The following is an 18115-nucleotide window of genomic DNA, read 5'->3' on the forward strand; positions in this document are numbered from 1 at the left end:
ACTTGTATCAGTCTTCCAGCAGCTCTTCGGCAGTACCGAGGATGTTCTCCAGGGTGAAGCCAAACTCTTCGAACAATGCCGAAGCCGGCGCCGACTCACCGTAGGTGGTCATGCCGATGATACGACCTTCCAGGCCGACGTACTTGTACCAGAAGTCGGCGTGGGCAGCTTCGATGGCGATGCGCGCGCCGACTTCCAGCGGCAGCACGGACTGCTTGTAGGCAGCGTCCTGGGCATCGAACACGCTGGTGCATGGCATGGAAACCACGCGCACCTTGCGGCCTTGCTCGGTCAGCTTGTCGAAGGCCTGAACAGCCAGGCCCACTTCGGAACCGGTGGCGATCAGAATCAGTTCAGGCTCGCCGGCGCAGTCCTTGAGCACATAACCACCGCGGCTGATGTCGGCGATCTGCTGGGCATCGCGGTCCTGGTGCTGCAGGTTCTGGCGCGAGAAGATCAGCGCCGATGGGCCGTCCTTGCGCTCCAGGGCGTTTTTCCAGGACACGGCTGATTCCACCGCGTCGGCCGGGCGCCAGGTGTCCAGGTTCGGGGTGCTGCGCAGGCTGGTCAGCTGCTCGATCGGCTGGTGCGTCGGGCCGTCTTCGCCCAGACCGATGGAGTCGTGGGTGTACACGTGGATCACGCGCTGCTTCATCAGGGCCGACATGCGCACGGCGTTGCGGGCGTATTCCATGAACATCAGGAAGGTCGCGCCGTAAGGTACCAGGCCACCGTGCAGGGCAACGCCGTTCATGATGGCGGTCATGCCGAACTCGCGCACGCCGTAGAACACGTAGTTGCCGCTGGCGTCATTGGCTTCGACGCCCTTGCAACCTTTCCACAGGGTCAGGTTGGAGCCGGCCAGGTCAGCCGAACCGCCGAGGAACTCGGGCAGCAGCGGGCCGAAGGCGTTCAGGGCGTTCTGGCTGGCCTTGCGGCTGGCGATGGTTTCGCCTTTGGCAGCCACTTCGTTGATGTAGGCCTGGGCCTTTTCGCTGAAGTCGGCCGGCAGCTCGCCGCTGGCACGGCGCTTGAACTCGGCAGCCAGCTCCGGGTAGGCCTTGGCGTAGGCGTCGAAGCGCTGGTTCCACTCGGCTTCAACCTTGGCACCGGCGGCCTTGGCATCCCACTCGGCGTAGATGTCGGCCGGGATTTCGAACGGGCCGTGGTTCCAGTTCAGGGCCTGGCGGGTCAGGGCGATTTCGTCGTTGCCCAGCGGGGCACCGTGGCAGTCTTCCTTGCCCTGCTTGTTCGGCGAACCGAAACCGATGGTGGTCTTGCAGCAGATCAGGGTCGGGCGATCGCTCTTGCGGGCGGTCTCGATGGCCATCTTGATTTCTTCGGCATCGTGGCCGTCGACGTTGCGGATCACCTGCCAGTTGTAGGCTTCGAAGCGCGCCGGGGTGTTGTCGGTGAACCAGCCGTGCACTTCGCCGTCGATGGAGATGCCATTGTCATCGTAGAAGGCGATCAGCTTGTTCAGGCCCAGGGTGCCGGCCAGCGAGGCGACTTCATGGGAGATACCTTCCATCATGCAGCCGTCGCCGAGGAACACATAGGTGTTGTGGTCGACGATATTGTGGCCGTCACGGTTGAACTGGGCAGCCAGCACTTTTTCGGCCAGGGCGAAGCCCACGGCGTTGGCGATACCCTGGCCGAGCGGGCCGGTGGTGGTTTCCACGCCTGGGGTGTAGCCGTATTCCGGGTGGCCCGGGGTGCGGCTGTGCAGTTGGCGGAAGCCTTTGATGTCATCGATGGTGACGTCGTAGCCGGTCAGGTGCAGCAGCGAGTAGATCAGCATCGAACCGTGGCCGTTGGACAGCACGAAGCGGTCACGGTCGGCGAAGCTCGGGTTGCTTGGGTTGTGCTTCAGATAGTCGCGCCAAAGCACTTCGGCGATATCCGCCATGCCCATGGGGGCACCTGGGTGGCCGCTGTTGGCCTTTTGTACTGCGTCCATGCTGAGGGCGCGAATGGCGTTGGCACGCTCACGACGACTAGGCATCGTTGTCTCCTGACTGCTAGGTTGGGGTGGCAAAAAGCGCGCATTCTGGCCTAGAGGTACCTATCGAGCAAGCTCGGATGAGCGTGAAGTGAGGACTGTATGAGCGTTAATAGCCCACTGGCGCTAGTTCAGAGGCTTGGTAGCTGCTGAGCCGGTGCAATGATTGCATTGGATCCTCAGCATACAAAGGTAGGGAGGTAGGGGCTATGAATCTACAGTTCGCCGTGTATCTGAGCCTTATGAAGGGCTGAAAGGAGCGTAAGCGTGAGGTTCTGAACCTCCATCCGGCATCGAACGATGCGGTATCCCACCTTTTGGTTCGAAGAGGAGAGAGTGATGCGAGCGGGCCGCTAGCCGCCAATCAGCCTCGAACCGATTAAACGTATCGATATGCTTTGCTTGGTGATCCAAAAACCTTACTATTCAGAGTTTAAGATATCTTCGTCTTCAGGGATGACAATGAACCACCTCCGCATCGCCAAAGAAGCCTTAATCGCCCAAGCCCAGGCCGTCACCCAGCTAGCTGACCGTATCGGTAACGAATTTCAGAGCGCCATCGAGCTCATCCTCGCATGTCAAGGCCGCACAGTCGTCTGCGGAATGGGTAAATCGGGATTGATTGGTCAAAAAATGGTAGCGACCTTCGCTTCCACTGGTACTCCAAGTTTTTTCCTGCATCCAGCTGAAGCCTTCCATGGTGATCTGGGGATGTTGAAGCCGATCGATGTTCTGATTCTTATCAGCTACAGCGGTGAGACTGAAGAGTTAATCAAACTGATTCCAAGTCTTAAGTCTTTCGGTAATAAAATCATTGCGATGACCGGAAATGGTAAATCGACGTTGGCCAAGCATGCTGATATCTGGCTCGATATTTCTGTCGAGCGTGAAGTCTGTCCGAATAATTTGGCGCCAACTACATCAACATTGGCTACAATGGCTATGGGTGATGCACTTGCCGTGGCGCTAATCGAGGCCATTCAATTTAAACCGGTGGACTTTGCTCGTTATCACCCTGGTGGCAGTTTGGGTAGGAAGTTGTTGACTCGCGTCTGCGATGTGATGCACTCGCCAGCACCAGTGGTTAAGCCTAGCACAAGCTTTCACGACTGCTTGTTGGTGATGACGCGGAGCCGCCTGGGGTTGACCGTGGTCATGGATAACGACAAGTTGGTTGGGATTGTTACCGACGGCGACCTGCGCCGAGCATTGCTTGAAGATGAAACAATTATAAACTCCACAGTCGCCGAGTTCATGACTGGTAAGCCAAGGACTATCCTTCAGGATGCGCAGCTTTCAGAGGCTGAGGCGTTCATGCGAGATAATAAAATCCGCGCGCTAGCTGTTACAGACGCTAACGATTCAGTTGTTGGTGTGGTTGAAATTTTTGACTAGCCAATTTTACGGTCCTTGCCAGGTAAGTTAGGATCAATATCCAGTTCAGTGACTGTTTTAATGGTAGGAGTTCTGGAGTTTTACTAAAGGCCGCTCCTATGGAGGGATGTTCAGTGGCTATCAATTTTTGAATTTTAAGAATAAGTGGTAGTTGATATGCATGAGCTTTTGAAAGATTTCGGTATTGTTGTAAATGAAAAAGGCCTAAGTGGCGATGGGCTGCTTGAGGAGAACTCAGTAGTTAATGGTATCCTCCTGTCGCGCTTTTTCATTGGTGCCTACTCCCTGATTGATAAGGGGGCTTATGCAAAAAACTTGTTTATGGGGCGCTTTAGTACTATCGAGGGTGGGTGCCACATCGGATACCCGGCAATTCGCGCAAAAAATTTTTCAAATCACGCTTTTGCGAAAAATCTCCCATTTGCTGGTGCGGATGAATATTTACGCTCCATCAAAACATCCCGTTTTTATCTTGAGCAATCTAAATACACATTTGTCGGAAGTGATGTTCTGATCTGTAAAGGGGCGATCGTTCAAGAAGGTGTGGTAATTAATGACGGGGCCATTGTCCAGCCGAATGCACATGTGGTCGAGGATGTGCCACCCTATGCCATTGTCGCTGGTGTCCCTGCCCAGATCGTAGGGTATCGGTTTAGTGCTGAGTTGATACGGCGACTAACTGGCAAGAAATGGTGGAAATACGATATTGCACCTGCGATCCAGTCCAGTGGTGAAGGTTCGGTAGACTATTTCGATAATGAAAAATTGATCGAGAATATCTGTGATGGTAAGTTTGATCTGCTACTAAAAAGAACAGTTCACATAAATACGGCGAAGGGGCAGGTTCAGGAAAATTATGCCAAAAATATGATCGTCGGGCCATCTCATATAGAGCGATGGTATACCTTCAGTCAGAAGGGGGCGGTTGAGAGGCCAGAGGGTTACCATGTGTACCCAATACCTGCACTTTCACTGTTTAGTGATCAATTGCGAAACCTAATCGATTGGTGGGTAGAGTGGTTTGATAATGTAGTGCTGTTTGTTCCAGACTTCCGGATTGGAAATGTGGCGGTTGACATGCCTGTAAAGGAAGGGCGCCTGATTAAGCAGGAAGCAGTTTCTCATGAAAATTCAGAGAAGTGTTACGATCTGGGGCTCCAGGCGCTTGATTATTATTCAAAATATAGCTCGGTGAAGTTTTGGTTTTGGTGTCTTAATGGTCGAGAAGAGTTTAATCAGTTAAATAGTAATTACCTCAATAAGGATGGTAAATATCGCCATCCAATATGGAATTATTCCGAGTTGCTTGATAGGTATTATTTCAGTACTATAGATATTCGAGCTTATTTCGAAAGTGTGAGGCATCTAATTGTTGACGGTAGTATACATCCTACCGTCGCATGCTATGAGAAAATGGCAAGGATTTTCGAGGGGTTTGACTGGTCTAAAACAGCTTAACCTTGTTGAGGGGTGGGTGTTAGGCTGTATTCCACCCACCCCTCAGAGCTCCCCGTTATTGAGCCATGTTGGCCATAACCTTTGCGTAGCCAGTTGCAGTGCTGAATGCAGCGTCTTTGCCTTGAGCTAAAAGGATCGCGTCAGCGACTTCGCGAAAAGCACCAGCCCCACCTTCTGTTAGCAATGCTATGGTTGCAGCAGCTTTTACATATGCGGGCGCGTCTGCTACAGCAAACGATATTGCACAAGCTGCAAATGCTGGCAAGTCGATACTATCGTCACCAATGCAAGCAGTTTGATCGGACATCACACCAGCTTCTCTCATCAGCTTGTTACAAGCTGCAAATTTATCTTTGACACCAAATTGGAAAAGGGTCACACCTAAATCTGCTACTCGTTTGCGTAAAGCTGGGGAGTCGCGTCCTGATAGTACAGCTACCCTTATACCGTTCTCTTCAAGCAAGCGGATGCCCATGCCATCTCGGACGTGGAATCGTTTGAAACACTCACCATTAGAATCATAGTAAATTCCCCCATCGGTCAGTACGCCGTCAACATCTGTAATGACCAAGCGGATATCTGCCAGCGTGATTTTAAGTTTTGGTTTTTGCCCACTCATCAGTGCGCGTACTTTTTCTAAGCACTCGACTGTATCAACACCTGGGCTGGTGGGCTCTACAGAGAAAGCGCGGATGCAGTATCCTGCAGCCAGCAAACGTAGCTGCTCAAGCTTCTCTGTATCCTCAATCATCGGCGGCGACAGTGTAGGGTATTGCTGCAGCACCTCGCGACGATAAGCATAGACTCCAACGTGCTTGAGATATTGCGCAGCCTCTGTTTCACGCGGGTAAGGTATTAATGATCTACTGAAGTATAGCGCATTGCCATTCCGCGCGAGCACAACCTTTACGCAATTTGGGTTACTTGCTTCAAGGGCGCTTATCGGATGGCAAAGTGTACCTACTTTCACATTGGGGTCCGCTAACATCCCAGCTGCAAGTAATTCCACATCTTTAGGGCGTATTAACGGCTCGTCACCTTGGAGATTGATATAGATATCTGCATCTACTTCCTTCATAACTTCGGCAAGACGATCCGTGCCGGATTGGTGATCCGGCGAAGTCATAATGCATTTTCCGCCAAAGTCATGAACAACATCAGCGATACGCTGATCATCGGTGGCTACTACTACGAGTTGTGCACTAGCGACTTGTAGAGCGCGCTCATATACATGCTGCACCATAGGTTTACCCGCGATCTCGAGCAGTGGTTTGCCCGGGAGGCGTGTAGATCCGTAGCGTGCTGGAATAATGACCGCAATTCGTTTGTCAGAAAGTGTCATGTATTGCTCTCAGTTCGCTTAGGAGATCGTCAGCACAGGGAACGATTTGACAAGGTCATCAAGCATTTTGATTTGCGCCAGGAAAGGTTCCAGTTTATCGAGTGGGAGTGCGCTTGGGCCGTCGCACTTGGCTTGGTTAGGATTTGGATGGGCTTCGAGGAAGAGCCCGGCCAAGCCTACTCCCATGCCAGCGCGCGCTAAATCTACTACCTGTTCGCGCCGTCCACCAGAGGCCGCACCCGACGGGTCGCGGTTTTGGAGAGCGTGGGTAACATCGAATATAACGGGAAGATCGTCGCACGTTTTCTTCATGACTCCGAAGCCCAGCATATCTACAACGAGATTGTCGTAGCCCATGCAGGAGCCGCGGTCGCACAAGATCAGTTGATCGTTCCCTGCCTCTTTGAACTTGTGCACAATGTTTTGCATCTGCGAAGGACTCAAGAATTGAGGCTTTTTGATGTTGATCGTTTTGCCTGTTTTCGCTAGGGCGACGACTAGGTCTGTCTGCCTTGCAAGAAATGCTGGAAGCTGCAATATATCTGCAACTTCGGCAACCGGTGCTGCTTGGTATATTTCGTGGACGTCGGTGATGATGGGGACGCCAAACTCGGATTTGATCTTCTCAAAAATACGCAGGCCTTCCTCCAGTCCAGGGCCACGATATGAGTGAATTGAAGAACGATTTGCTTTATCGAAGCTGGCCTTGAATACATATGGGATGCCGAGCTTTTCAGTGACGCGGACATATTCCGCACAACTGGTTAGCGCAAGTTCTTCCGATTCTAGGACGTTGACCCCACCGAAGAGCACGAAAGGAGAGGAGTTCGAACATGGAATGCTGTTAGCAATTTTAATCATCGTTAGATGCCTTGGCTATGGCTTGGGAGTTCTGGGATTTTAATACGCATTTGGTAAAGGAGTGCTCTAGGGCACTCCTGCTAAGGTATTAGAAGTCTTCTGATACCTCGTATCGATTTTCTCCAAGCAATATTCTTAGTATTGGATGCTTCACTGTTAGAAGCCTCTTCCTAAGCTTCTTGTTTTCGGGCATTAGAGCTCGAGCTTGGATTAAAGTTTCGATAGCTGATTTTTTGTCGTTTGCCAGCAAAAAAGCTTCGGATGCTGCTCGCAGTAAGTTGGGCTTCGATGGGCTTGCCTCGAACGCGCTACGGAACTCGTTGGCCGCTTCCTTGAAGTTTCTGGCCGCGTATAGTTTTTTTGCGGACGTTTCAAGGTTTACATATTGTTTATGTATGTCGGTTCGAGCTCTGGTCTTGAGTTCTAGGTTTATGGACTTTGTTTTCTCGATCGCTATTTGTTTTTGAGCGTTTATACCATTGATAAGTGCTTGAGTGCCCTCTTTCCAGAGAACCGTTTTGATATCGAGTTGGTTTTTGGGTGGTACGAAGTATCGGAGTGGTCGACCTGCGAAATAGTTTTCGATTGTAATTCCAGAGAAAACCTCGGCATCGCGTAGCATGGGGGATTCAAGCATAGAGAATAGCCGGCCGCACGCATCATCATGCATCCACAGATGACTAATATCTACGGAGTCAAAACATTTCTCGATAGTATTTAGAAGGTCCTGAGTATATTTCAGTGAGCCCTCGTGAATAGCCGTATTGAAGTTGATTCGTGCGCGCTCATTTCCTTCCAGGAAAGATGGAATAAGCGTGTCATTCTTTCTGCTCAGGCGGAGAAATGTTCCTTTATCATTGAGGAATAGGGACTCAATGACCAAAGCGTACTTAATGTATTTCTGGCTCCGATCAGCGGTGCTAATTCTATCCCTGTAGAAGCCGTTACCGCGATGGTCTCCGTTTGCGGCATTGAGAGTCGAGTCGATTCCATCGTAAGTGCAGAAGTAATAGCCGCGTGTCGAGCGAAGGTTCCTAGCTCTTGCGAGGCTTGCTTGCAGCGACCCATTATGGCCAATATCTACGAATCCAACGTGCTCATTGGAGTCGCTCAGGCCGATTTGGTCTAAGTACTCAGAGTAAATTTCTCGTTCATCAGCCGCATTGCTTAGAACTCGATTAATGAAGTTCTCCGCAGTAAGCCATTCTTTGAGAGTTTCTGTAGGCACCGGCTCGTCGCGGCCAGTAACTTTGGGGTCGAATTGAGTAATGCCTAGCTCGGTAAGCGTATTGGAATTAAGTCCAAACCGCAGGGAGAGATACTGATGCAGGTCGGATTTATTGGGGTTCTTCGCATACTCTACTAAAACTTGATCAATTTCGTGCTCGACATCGGTGCGCGACATCAAAGATATAACGCGTGTTGCCCGACGAGATGCCAGCAGGTAGTGAGTGGTTATCTTGTTGCCTGCTACTCTGCCAAGCAACTCATCAGCGACTTTCTTTACAATTTCGCCGTCTCTAGCCAAGAAGTAAAGAGAGGTTACGCCGTCAATTCTTGCTTTCTCGATAATCCAAGAAGCAAAGGAGAGCATCATCTCTCCTACAATGTTGTAGCCGAGATTGAAGGCTTTACCGCTAGTGTATCCGGCGCCGGCTGTAATAGAAGGGTAACTAGTCGTATTGATCTGGGAGAGACCATTTTTAATAGAACCGTAAGGTCCTGTTAGTTTTACGAATTGTGGGGTGCTACTTCTAAACTGGTCGTGGTTGGAGATTACCCAGCTCGGCCTGATGCTGTGTGGTTTTGCATTGACAATGTCTGCCTTGTAATTGTCACCGATGTGCAGGATTTGTCCATTTTCTTTTTCGACCAGCACTTCAAATAGGTTTCCAGCTTCCTTGGTCTTATCAAAGCTGCTAGATGCATAGATCTCGTCAGGATAGATGTTTGCATCCGCAAGGAATTCTTTGATTTGATCGTGTGTAAAGTAAGTGTCCGACGTGATAATTACTCGTTTTCCACGTGATTGGGCATATTCTAGTGCGACTTTGCCTATCGTGCGCGCTTCGAGTAGGCCTTTTTCAACCTGTATTTCATATTCATATAGCTTCTGGGCGATTGCTGGTTCAACTTTCAAAAGCCGCCCGATAATTTCGTAACGTTCAGTTAACGGAACTTCGTGTTTGGTAGAGTGCTTTTTCGCTTCCCGGCGAGCTCGAATGAAATCCTCAGCGACAATGCCGAGTTCGGTTTGGGCTCGGAAAGCAGTGAGTGTAATGACATCGCCTGGTACCCAAGTTTTACGCTGAAGAAGAGTATCGAATACATCGAAGGAAATTACCTGATGTTGGTCGATAAGTTTCTCTAGCTTTTTAAGTGCTGGTGGGTTTGCCTGCAGTTTGTCAGTGGCGACCTTTGCGTTGCCATCAGGTTTTTCTTGGCGCTTAGTAATCTTGGGTTTGTTGGTTTCCGCGAATACCGCATGATTTTTATCAAATACATGAGTGTTGTAATAAAGGGAGAGCATATCTCTGTAGTTAGAGTTGATGCTCAAGAAGTCATATTCTTCGATCTGCTCCCGAGTTGGAATGAACTCGCCAAGCACATCTCGCCAGAAACTAGGTGAATGCAATTTCGAGAATATTGAGAGGTAGCCATGAGGGTTATCTTCGTCAAATATATCTAGTGCAGGACGATAGAGGTAGTTATAGCTTTTTCCAAAAAACTTTGATTCGTACATCAGAGATGATGAAACGCCTGCCACGTGAACAATCGAGTCAGTGCAAAGTAATTTGTAACCTGGTTCGGTTGTTATGCTGGTGTTGCTGTGTGAAAGTACAAACTCAAGCTGAGCGCTGTCGTCGCCTTTGAGCATGGGGTGGCGAGAAAAATAGACATGGCTATATTTTTTTGTCAGTTCTGTAAATTCATCTTTGAAATTAAGAACGTTCAGCATTGTACCTTTGCGGCATACTGCCTTGTCAGTAAGTGTTTGGCCGACAAATAGTGCGGAGTTGCCTTTTAGGGTGTTGTCAAGTCCATTTTTGTATTTATCCCATCCCATGTAGGATTGGACTTTTAGTTTGTCTGCATACAGAGTGTATACGTTGTCGCGCAGATGATGCTTGGCGAGTACGTCATTAATGGAGTCTATGTTGGATCTAAAAGCAAAGAAGTTATCGTCTAGGAAGCGAATGGGGTGAAGCCATATGTCGATGTAAGGCACGCCGGCAGCTGTGAGAAGATTGCGAGTTTCTTCCGAAAGCTCATAGCCTATAAGAATAGTCTCACTGAGGCATGATTTTATTAGTTTGATTGACTTCGCAGAAATTTCTTCTGCATTGAAGTGGAAGTGAGATTCTGACTCATTTAAAATTATTCCGCTGTGGGCGAAAAACTCACGACGACTAAAAGTGCTTTGTTGGTCGCTTAGAAAGGTTTCGGGCTCGACATGTAGAGCACGCTTAAGTGCGGTCTTCAAAATGGTTGATACCCAACGTAAATGATAGCGTTGGGTCTCGGGTCGAGTCATTAAAAAGTCACAGCACAAAAATACCTTAGGATGCATTTCGATCTCGCTAACTTAACTTCCGTGTCTAGCACCGAAGATGTAGATTAAATCCAATTATTTGATTTTTTATTGCACACTCAAGCGGTGAGTCTTAAATGTGCAATCGTGTGTTACTGGTACGCCCCAGACGCTCTGCCAAGTAGCATGGTTTGAACAATTGGAGAAATTACCTTCTGCCATTCGTATACGGCTGCATTTGTTACATAAATGGTATCGTCTGGCTTAATAGCGATCTGGCGCGCATAGAAAATTGCAGCTGGGTCACGCATGTTGAGCCGTAGAACTGTTGGTTTTCCGTTGGTGGCTCCGTTCATCCGGAACACGAACACTCCTTCCGGGTTTGCATTTTGTTCGCGCAAGCCACCTACGCTACCCAGTGCATCAAGCAAGCTACTGTTTTGGCTGGGTAGATCCTTCAAGCCAGGCTCGCCAACCGCCCCCATGGCTACAAAGCGCTGTCGCGCGCGGTCCAGCACAACTTCAGAGTTGGGGCGTAGAACCATGTTATTACCCGCAAGGACGTCTTCGTAGTTAAACTGTTGTACTTGAGTACCGTTACGAACAGTCACGTTGACCAAGTGTGGCTCTAGTACAGGGCCGCCTGCTTGGTTTATAGCATCAAGCAAGGTCAGAGGGCCTTGAAGTGTACTGAAGCGCCCAGGTGTTTTAACTGCGCCTGCAACCAGAACGGAGCCTGAAAGGTCGCCTACTAGCTCAACATGAGTTTGGACATCCGTGGTAATGCCCCTAAGTTGTTTGCGAATCATGTTCTCGACTTGATTCAAGGTCATACCGGCTACGAATTGCCTGCCTACATATGGTAGTGAAAGCATACCTTGTGCATCTATTCGCGACTTCAGTTGGGTCCCGCCAGTCGCGAGGGGGGCGAATACAGCGGAGCCCTCCGGTGCGGTGTCGGCGATAAGGACATTCAGAGTGTCGCCTGCAGCCAAGCGAACTTCGGGCGAAATCGGCTTGGTAATAGTGGCCTGAGCAGGGCGAGGGGCGCCTGCCATATAAGGTTCAATTGTGCTCGCGTTGATGTCAACAAGGTTGTAGGCCTCGTTTTTGCTTTCAATCGTGCCTTTATAAGGACCTGCACCGGAAAGCGTGCCACCGCAGCCTGCCAGGCCTATGGTTGCCAGCGCTAGCGCGGCTAGCTTCAGGTTGATTGTCTTGGAGACAGCCAGGGATTTAATCACGATGATCCTCGATCGAAGCCAGAATGAAGCGGGTGATGCCATAGAGCATCATGAGACCAAGCAAGATAGTTGCCAGGTTGTACCAGCGCTCCGGGTACAGGGCGAGTTGTGGGGTGTTGGGGCTCACTACTGTGACCAAGGTGCGAATCTTCTTGCTTGCTTCAATCCGCGCATTGTCAAGTGCCGCGACGGCTGTCTTGTAGGTCTCTTCTGCAATGCCTGCGTCAAGGGTCAGTTGTTGGTAGCGTGAAGCAACCACGTTAAGCTGGGAGCCTTGGGGGGACGAAACCAGCAGGCGCTTTTCTTTGGCCAGCTGCTGAGTAATGGCGTTGACTTTCTGCTTCTGCTGTCGAACCTGCGGGGCGTCAGCACGCAGTTTGAAAGACATCTCAGTGAGAATTGCCTGTTCCTTGGTGTACTGGCTCTCGAGATCAGCAATGATGGTGGCGCGACTCTGTGCAGTATTGCCACCGTCCAGAACTTTGTTCTCGTTCTGGAAGTTCAGCAGTTGGGTCTTGCGCTTGGAGTAGTTGACGCGTGCGTTCTCCAATTCACCTTGGGCGAACTTCATCTGCTCACGGGCAATGTTGTGACTGACTTCGTTGACGAAGTGCTCGCTTGCTTGAAGGATGACGCGCAGCATTTTCTCGGACAGCTCAGGGGTGAATGCCTGCACCTCAACGCGCAGTAGGCCGGTGGTTTCGTCGTAATGGGCCGATACCATTCGTTGGTAGTACTTAAGCAAGTCTTCGCGTTGGGCGTCTTTGTCGAGCCAAAAGAACACATCGCTGCGCTGGGCTGCATATTGCTCGATCCATTTCACCCGGTCTTCAAGCAGTAGCATCATATCCATTGACGTGATGTACTCGCGTAGGTACAGGGTTTCTTCGCGCGAAGCCGGGTTGGTGCCCGTGAGTAGGGTGGCTAGGCCAGGCATCTGGGCGCCTTGATTGCCTCCGTCCTGGCGTACGACCACTTGGGCGGAGCTGACGAAACGGTCGATAGCGAATACGCCGTAATATACGGCTGCCAGGATCATTGGCAAAACAACCATGGCTATGGCCAGGTGCCAGCCCTTCTTTTTATCCGTACTGCTCATATTTGGATGCATCCTTGAAGTCGAACGGTGCTGCTTAATTGGGAATAGTTTGGTTAACTGCTGTATGCCTTGATGCCTTCAGCAACGTCGTCGTACACCTGGATGCCGCCGTTGCGTACTAGCAAAACTATGTCGCAGAGTTTTTCAATCTCAGGCATTGAGTGGGAAACCAGCACCACATTGGACTTTTGCAGCTTTTCCTGGAAAACTTCGTTGCACTTGCGTTTGAACTGTGCGTCACCCACCGACATCACTTCGTCGATCAGGTAATAGTCGAAGTCGAATGCCATGCTCAGGCCGAATGCCACGCGTGAACGCATGCCAGAGGAGTAGGTCTTAATTGGCTCGTCGATCCAATCACCGATTTCCGCGAACTCCTGGACGTAGCGAATTTTCTCGCGCATGGCGTCGCCAGTCGCACCATAGATGCGGCAGACGAACTTGATATTGTCGCGTCCGGTCATGCTGCCCTGGAAGCCACCTGTCAAGCCGACAGGCCAGGAAATACTACGGTCGGTTACGATAGTGCCGGAGTCGGGCACATCAGCTCCACCGAGCAAGCGCATGAGCGTAGACTTGCCCGCGCCGTTGCGACCGATCAGCCCGATGTTCTTGCCTGGTGGGATGCCCAGCGACAAGTTGCGGAAGATGTACCGTCGTCCGTTGGGCGTGAGGTACGACTTAGTTACGTTTCTGAGCTCGAACACGTTTGGCCTGTTTTTAACCGTTCTTGGTGGAAATCAGGTGCATCCTGCGGGCGCGATAAGTGCCTAGGGAAATCCTGAAAAAGACTTCCTGATTTTGGCAAAATACCCGGACTCCACCCGCCGAGTTTTCCGATGAAGCAAATGACCTTCGCCGACGCCGAGTACGCCGGCAAGCGCAAGCAGACCCGCAAAGAGCTGTTCCTGATCGAGATGGATCAGGTGGTGCCGTGGAAGGGGTTGATTGCCCTGATCGAGCCGCACTACCCGAAGGGTGAAGGCGGTCGTCCGGCGTATCCGTTGATGGCGATGCTGCGCATACATCTGATGCAGAATTGGTTTGGCTACAGCGATCCGGCGATGGAGGAAGCGCTGTACGAGACCACCATCCTGCGCCAGTTCGCCGGGTTGAGCCTGGAACGCATTCCTGATGAAACCACCATCCTCAACTTCCGTCGCCTGCTGGAAAAACATGAACTGGCGGCCGGCATCCTCGGTGTGATCAACGGTTACCTGGGTGATCGTGGTCTGTCGCTGCGCCAGGGCACCATCGTCGATGCCACACTGATCCATGCGCCGAGTTCGACCAAGAACAAGGACGGCAAGCGCGACCCGGAAATGCACCAGACCAAGAAAGGCCAGCAGTTCTACTTCGGCATGAAGGCGCACATCGGCGTGGATGACGAGTCGGGCCTGGTGCACAGCGTGGTGGGTACGGCGGCCAACGTTGCGGACGTTACTCAGGTCGACAAGTTGCTGCATGGCGACGAGAACGTGGTTTGTACGGACGCGGGCTACACCGGCGTTGAGAAACGTCCAGAGCATGTCGATCGTAAGGTTATCTGGCAGGTGGCGGCACGCCGCAGCACCTACAAGAAACTCGATAAGCGCAGCGCGTTGTACAAGGCCAAGCGCAAGATCGAGAAGGCCAAGGCCCAGGTGCGCGCCAAGGTCGAGCATCCATTTCGCGTGATCAAGCGGCAGTTTGGCTACACCAAGGTGCGTTTCCGGGGGCTGGTGAAGAACACCGCGCAACTGGTGACGCTGTTCGCCCTGTCGAACCTATGGATGGCACGCCGACATTTACTGACGAATGCAGGAGAGGTGCGCTTGTAATGCAGAAAATGGCGCGGCGAGGTGCTCGCTGGGGCCAGAAACACCGAAATAAGCGGGCGATTTGATCGTTTTTTGATCGGTTTACCGCTTTCAAAATCAGCGTAGGCTGAAGTCAGTCAGAAATACAGGGCTATTTCAGACCATCCCTAGGGAAAGGAACAGCAATACTAGGGTGAAGCTGATGACGTATGTGTCGGATACTCCGTCGACCGGGGTGTAGTGTGGTAGCACTTCGGCACGGATCAGTTCAAGGATGTGCAGGAATGGGTTAAGCAGTAGAACCGGCATCATGGGCTGCGGCAAATAGGATGCCGGAATCAGAACCCCTGAGATGAAATACAGGGGGAAGAAGGCCATGCGGATAACGATCTTGAGGCTAGGCAGGGCATGGGTGATCAGGGCCAACAGCATCCCCAAGCCAAAAGCGAATAGCAGTCCCAGCATGAGGTTTGCTACCCACTGCAATGGGCTGTGGATCGACATGTCGAAGCCGAACCAGGCGAAGCCGAAAACCAGAATGGTGTAGACCGTTACGGCGATGCAGGCCTCCACGATCACGCGAGCGGCGTATGTGTCTAATGGTTTGATCTGTTTGTAGCCGAATAACGAGCGATTCTCGCGAAGGCTGTCCATTAAGCGCAATGCGGTGTTTCGGTAGAGTAGGAAGGGTGCCATTCCGACTAAAATGAATACTGGGTATTCAACCCCTGAGATGGTGCGACCGCGCAGCATAGCGAAGAGTAGAGAGAATAGTAGCAAATGCACGAGAGGCTCAAGAAGCATCCAAAGCGCCCCAAGGCGACTGCCCCCGATCCGCGCACGTGCTTCGCGCAGGACTAAGGCGAAAATGACCGATTTCTGAATCTGCAGAGACGAACGAGCTTTCAAGATGGCGACCGCAAAGCAATGCAGCGCGCCTAGGCACGCCGGAATTCATCTTCAGGAAAGGCTCGCCCTGAGGCGATTTCAGACGGATCTTCCGGACACTTCCCTGTTCTAAGGGGCGGAAGGGTAAGCGCGAGAGGGCGTAAGCGTCAAGCAAGACGCCGCAAATGCAACCGAAAGTTCTAATCCATTAGTCACATTCGAGACGAATGGCATAGATCGATGGTGGCATATTGATATCGTCTTGGGAAGGCGTGAGCCGACAGATTTTTGTTACCGACATTGCTTCACAGCTTACGCTGGACGGACAGTTTTGGAAGTGAATGGGTTCACACTATGCAGTCAAGGCATGCGGATTCGATGGTCAGCCGCTGACTGTAAGGTTTGCGACCAAAAAGGGCATCCGCCCCGCAGATTTTTGCAGCAATGCTTGAGGGGGAGCGGCGCCTTCGGGAGTCGGAGGTAGCTTCATGAAGCGTAATGCCAACCGCAAACAGACCTGCGACATTGGCCGCGAAACCTATGTGTTTACAGCAAAACCCGCAAAATTATGGCACTCTGCCAGGCCTCGCTAGCCTTCTGGCTCGACTTGTACCCGTACCGTGGCATCTGCCCTGCACGCCTGCCTGACCGTGAAACGATGAACATCCCTAACTTCAAGAAGTTGTTTATGCCTGATATTTCAGCAGACGCAGCCAGCCTTATCCATGCCATAGCCTCTGCCACTGCGGTAATCGCTGCGCTGATCGCCGCCAGTGCGATGATCATTGCCCATATGACCTCGGATGTAAAAAACCAGCAAGCCGAAGTGCCCGTTTCCCGGGGGGCGCAGGTGGTTACTGTCGTCCAGGAGTCGGACGTGCAGGCCAGGTTGGAGATCGAGCAGCTCATGGAGCAGAACGATGCGCTCAGGGCCGAACTTGAGCGCGAGAGGGCCGAGCGGTTGAAGCTGGAAGCCAGCCTGAAGCCCAGAGCGCTGACGCCGCAGGCGCATGATGCGTTCAAGGCATTGGCGGGCGAGCTGAAGGCTAAGACGCTGGCGCCGGTGGTGTTGCTGAATATCCACAAAGATGACAAGGAAGCCGTGCGCTTTGCCAAGGAAATTGCCGTTGCGCTGACCAAGGCGGGTGTGCAGGTTCAGATCAAGCAGTTGCCCCTGCAGAAGCACAATACCGGTACCCAGGTGGTCGTTTATGCCGGGGTGGGCGGTGACGAGCTTGAGCAGGCATTCAAGACCGCTGAGTTTGCGTCTGACATCAAGCGCTCGGGGCAGAGCCCGCGGGTGAAGGTGGATGATGGGGACGCGATTGCCATTTCGGCGTTTATCAGTGTTTATCCGCGCAGTGAGATTTGAGCGGCGGGTGGGGGCTGTGATCTTGTAGGCATTGGGGGGGATGGCACCGGCGGTGCCGGTGTTCGCGGGCGCGCCCGCTCCCACAGGGCGGGGGCTTGGCCACTGCAGTGGTTTGCCCTCGCCATGTCTGGGCTGATGAAGCCCATTTCTTCTGACTGCAAGCGAGGCATAGCCTCGCCTGGTCTCGCGTCATTCCCTTCAGTGCTGCCTGTTTTTCGCAATCTCGATGTCGTTCATCAGGGCTTTTGCGGTGGCCAGCAGGTAGTCCGCTGCGCCCAGCATCTTGTGGTCGTCTTCCATGTCACCTTCGCGTACCAAGTGCTTGCAGTAGCCCAGCAGGACGGAGACGTGTTCATAGGCGTCATCGACGGGGATGCCGGGTTGGACGCGGAGCAGGTCCAGGGTGGGGTTGCCGGCTTCGAGGAAGGTTTCGATGCCTGCGGTGAGGAGGGGGGATTGGTTGTTGTTCTTCATGGTAGTTGCTCCTGGTAAGTGGAACTGCCACGCAGATCTTTCTCACGGACCAGGGCGGCAGTCGTACACGGGGTGAGAAACCGAGGGAGCTACAAGGCTCGGCCAGACCGAAGTCTGCCCGCGTACGACTGCCATGACAGGCAAGCCAGGTAACTCGCATCAGGTTCTCACACCCGGTCACCAACATGGCGACCCGGTGAAGTTATCCCTGGGGCATTTCCCCGACAATTCAGCTGCTTCTGACTGGCGCGTAGGATAGTTCGCTTGGTTGTCGAGCTGAAGAGGTGGGGCAGGGTTTCAGGAAAGTCTGACGTGCTGGGTGTGCACCCCAAGGCAAGTAGCTTCGCCGTTATTGCCGACCGTTGTTGGCGTGGGTTTACCCGCGAACCGCCACCGCATTCGCGGGGGAAGCCCTGTACATCGATCGGGGGTGTTGAGCGGGGCGTTGGTGTCGCCATGTTCCAGATGCGCTTGAAGCCGCCACGGCCGGCTGCTTTACGGGGTGAGCCTTGTTCGGCGTGCGTTGTAGGAGAATGGCCGGGCATTGGTGGGCAGTGGGTGTCGAACCAACCGGGATTTGGCTACAGGCACAGGGCCGGGTTCTTGTGCATCAAGGGCCGGGGCCGAGCGAGGAGGAAACGGCCACTGT

Annotated in this window: 13 protein-coding genes; 4 read left to right on the forward strand and 9 right to left on the reverse strand. The window is 52.3% G+C overall.

The window, feature by feature from the left end; genetic code table 11:
• Nucleotides 1–7: 7 nt before the first annotated feature.
• Entirely contained in the window at nt 8–2005 is a 1998-nt protein-coding gene (gene tkt, locus AA098_RS07665) for a transketolase (RefSeq protein WP_010955539.1), read from the reverse strand.
• A 459-nt stretch (nt 2006–2464) separates the two neighbouring features.
• Between tkt and AA098_RS07670 the strand changes: the two genes are divergently transcribed.
• Both AA098_RS07670 and AA098_RS07675 read left to right on the forward strand, forming a co-directional pair.
• Entirely contained in the window at nt 2465–3397 is a 933-nt protein-coding gene (locus tag AA098_RS07670) for an SIS domain-containing protein (protein WP_054889454.1), read from the forward strand.
• A gap of 156 nt (nt 3398–3553) precedes the next feature.
• Nucleotides 3554–4855 (forward strand): hypothetical protein, encoded by a 1302-nt coding sequence (locus AA098_RS07675; protein WP_054889455.1) that lies wholly within the window; start codon nt 3554–3556, stop codon nt 4853–4855.
• 55 nt (nt 4856–4910) lie between these two features.
• Here the strand turns inward: AA098_RS07675 and kdsB are convergent, their stop codons facing one another.
• From kdsB to AA098_RS07705, 6 genes are all read right to left on the reverse strand, one after another.
• Entirely contained in the window at nt 4911–6197 is a 1287-nt protein-coding gene (kdsB, locus tag AA098_RS28140) for a 3-deoxy-manno-octulosonate cytidylyltransferase (RefSeq protein ID WP_082423715.1), read from the reverse strand.
• A gap of 18 nt (nt 6198–6215) precedes the next feature.
• Nucleotides 6216–7058, reverse strand: coding sequence for a 3-deoxy-8-phosphooctulonate synthase (kdsA, locus tag AA098_RS07685; protein ID WP_054889456.1), 843 nt, complete (start codon nt 7056–7058; stop codon nt 6216–6218).
• Between the two features lie 88 nt (nt 7059–7146).
• Entirely contained in the window at nt 7147–10629 is a 3483-nt protein-coding gene (locus tag AA098_RS07690) for an HAD-IA family hydrolase (RefSeq protein WP_082916867.1), read from the reverse strand.
• 113 nt (nt 10630–10742) lie between these two features.
• Nucleotides 10743–11834, reverse strand: coding sequence for a polysaccharide biosynthesis/export family protein (locus AA098_RS07695; protein ID WP_054889459.1), 1092 nt, complete (start codon nt 11832–11834; stop codon nt 10743–10745).
• A complete protein-coding gene (locus AA098_RS07700; RefSeq protein WP_054889460.1) occupies nt 11827–12933 on the reverse strand; it encodes an ABC transporter permease in 1107 nt (368 codons plus the stop codon). The genes AA098_RS07695 and AA098_RS07700 overlap by 8 nt, the downstream gene beginning before the upstream one ends.
• A 53-nt stretch (nt 12934–12986) precedes the next feature.
• The gene (locus tag AA098_RS07705; protein WP_054889461.1) at nt 12987–13640 is read right to left on the reverse strand and encodes an ABC transporter ATP-binding protein; all 654 of its coding nucleotides are present in this window, start codon (nt 13638–13640) and stop codon (nt 12987–12989) included.
• Nucleotides 13641–13772: 132 nt separating this feature from the next.
• On the opposite strand from AA098_RS07705, the gene AA098_RS07710 reads away from it, so the two are divergent.
• Nucleotides 13773–14753 carry an IS5 family transposase gene (locus AA098_RS07710; RefSeq protein WP_064613796.1) on the forward strand — a complete coding sequence of 327 codons (981 nt, stop codon included), beginning with the start codon at nt 13773–13775 and terminating at the stop codon, nt 14751–14753.
• Nucleotides 14754–14888: 135 nt separating this feature from the next.
• On the opposite strand, the gene AA098_RS07715 is transcribed toward AA098_RS07710, so the two are convergent.
• Nucleotides 14889–15641 carry an ABC transporter permease gene (locus AA098_RS07715; protein ID WP_082916869.1) on the reverse strand — a complete coding sequence of 251 codons (753 nt, stop codon included), beginning with the start codon at nt 15639–15641 and terminating at the stop codon, nt 14889–14891.
• Between the two features lie 547 nt (nt 15642–16188).
• Between AA098_RS07715 and AA098_RS07720 the strand changes: the two genes are divergently transcribed.
• The gene (locus AA098_RS07720) at nt 16189–16992 is read left to right on the forward strand and encodes a hypothetical protein (RefSeq protein WP_054889462.1); all 804 of its coding nucleotides are present in this window, start codon (nt 16189–16191) and stop codon (nt 16990–16992) included.
• Between the two features lie 198 nt (nt 16993–17190).
• On the opposite strand, the gene AA098_RS07725 is transcribed toward AA098_RS07720, so the two are convergent.
• Nucleotides 17191–17466 carry a DUF3077 domain-containing protein gene (locus AA098_RS07725; RefSeq protein ID WP_003252758.1) on the reverse strand — a complete coding sequence of 92 codons (276 nt, stop codon included), beginning with the start codon at nt 17464–17466 and terminating at the stop codon, nt 17191–17193.
• Between the last annotated feature and the right edge of the window lie 649 nt (nt 17467–18115).

This window comes from Pseudomonas sp. JY-Q, from assembly GCF_001655295.1.
Taxonomy (GTDB): domain Bacteria; phylum Pseudomonadota; class Gammaproteobacteria; order Pseudomonadales; family Pseudomonadaceae; genus Aquipseudomonas; species Aquipseudomonas alloputida.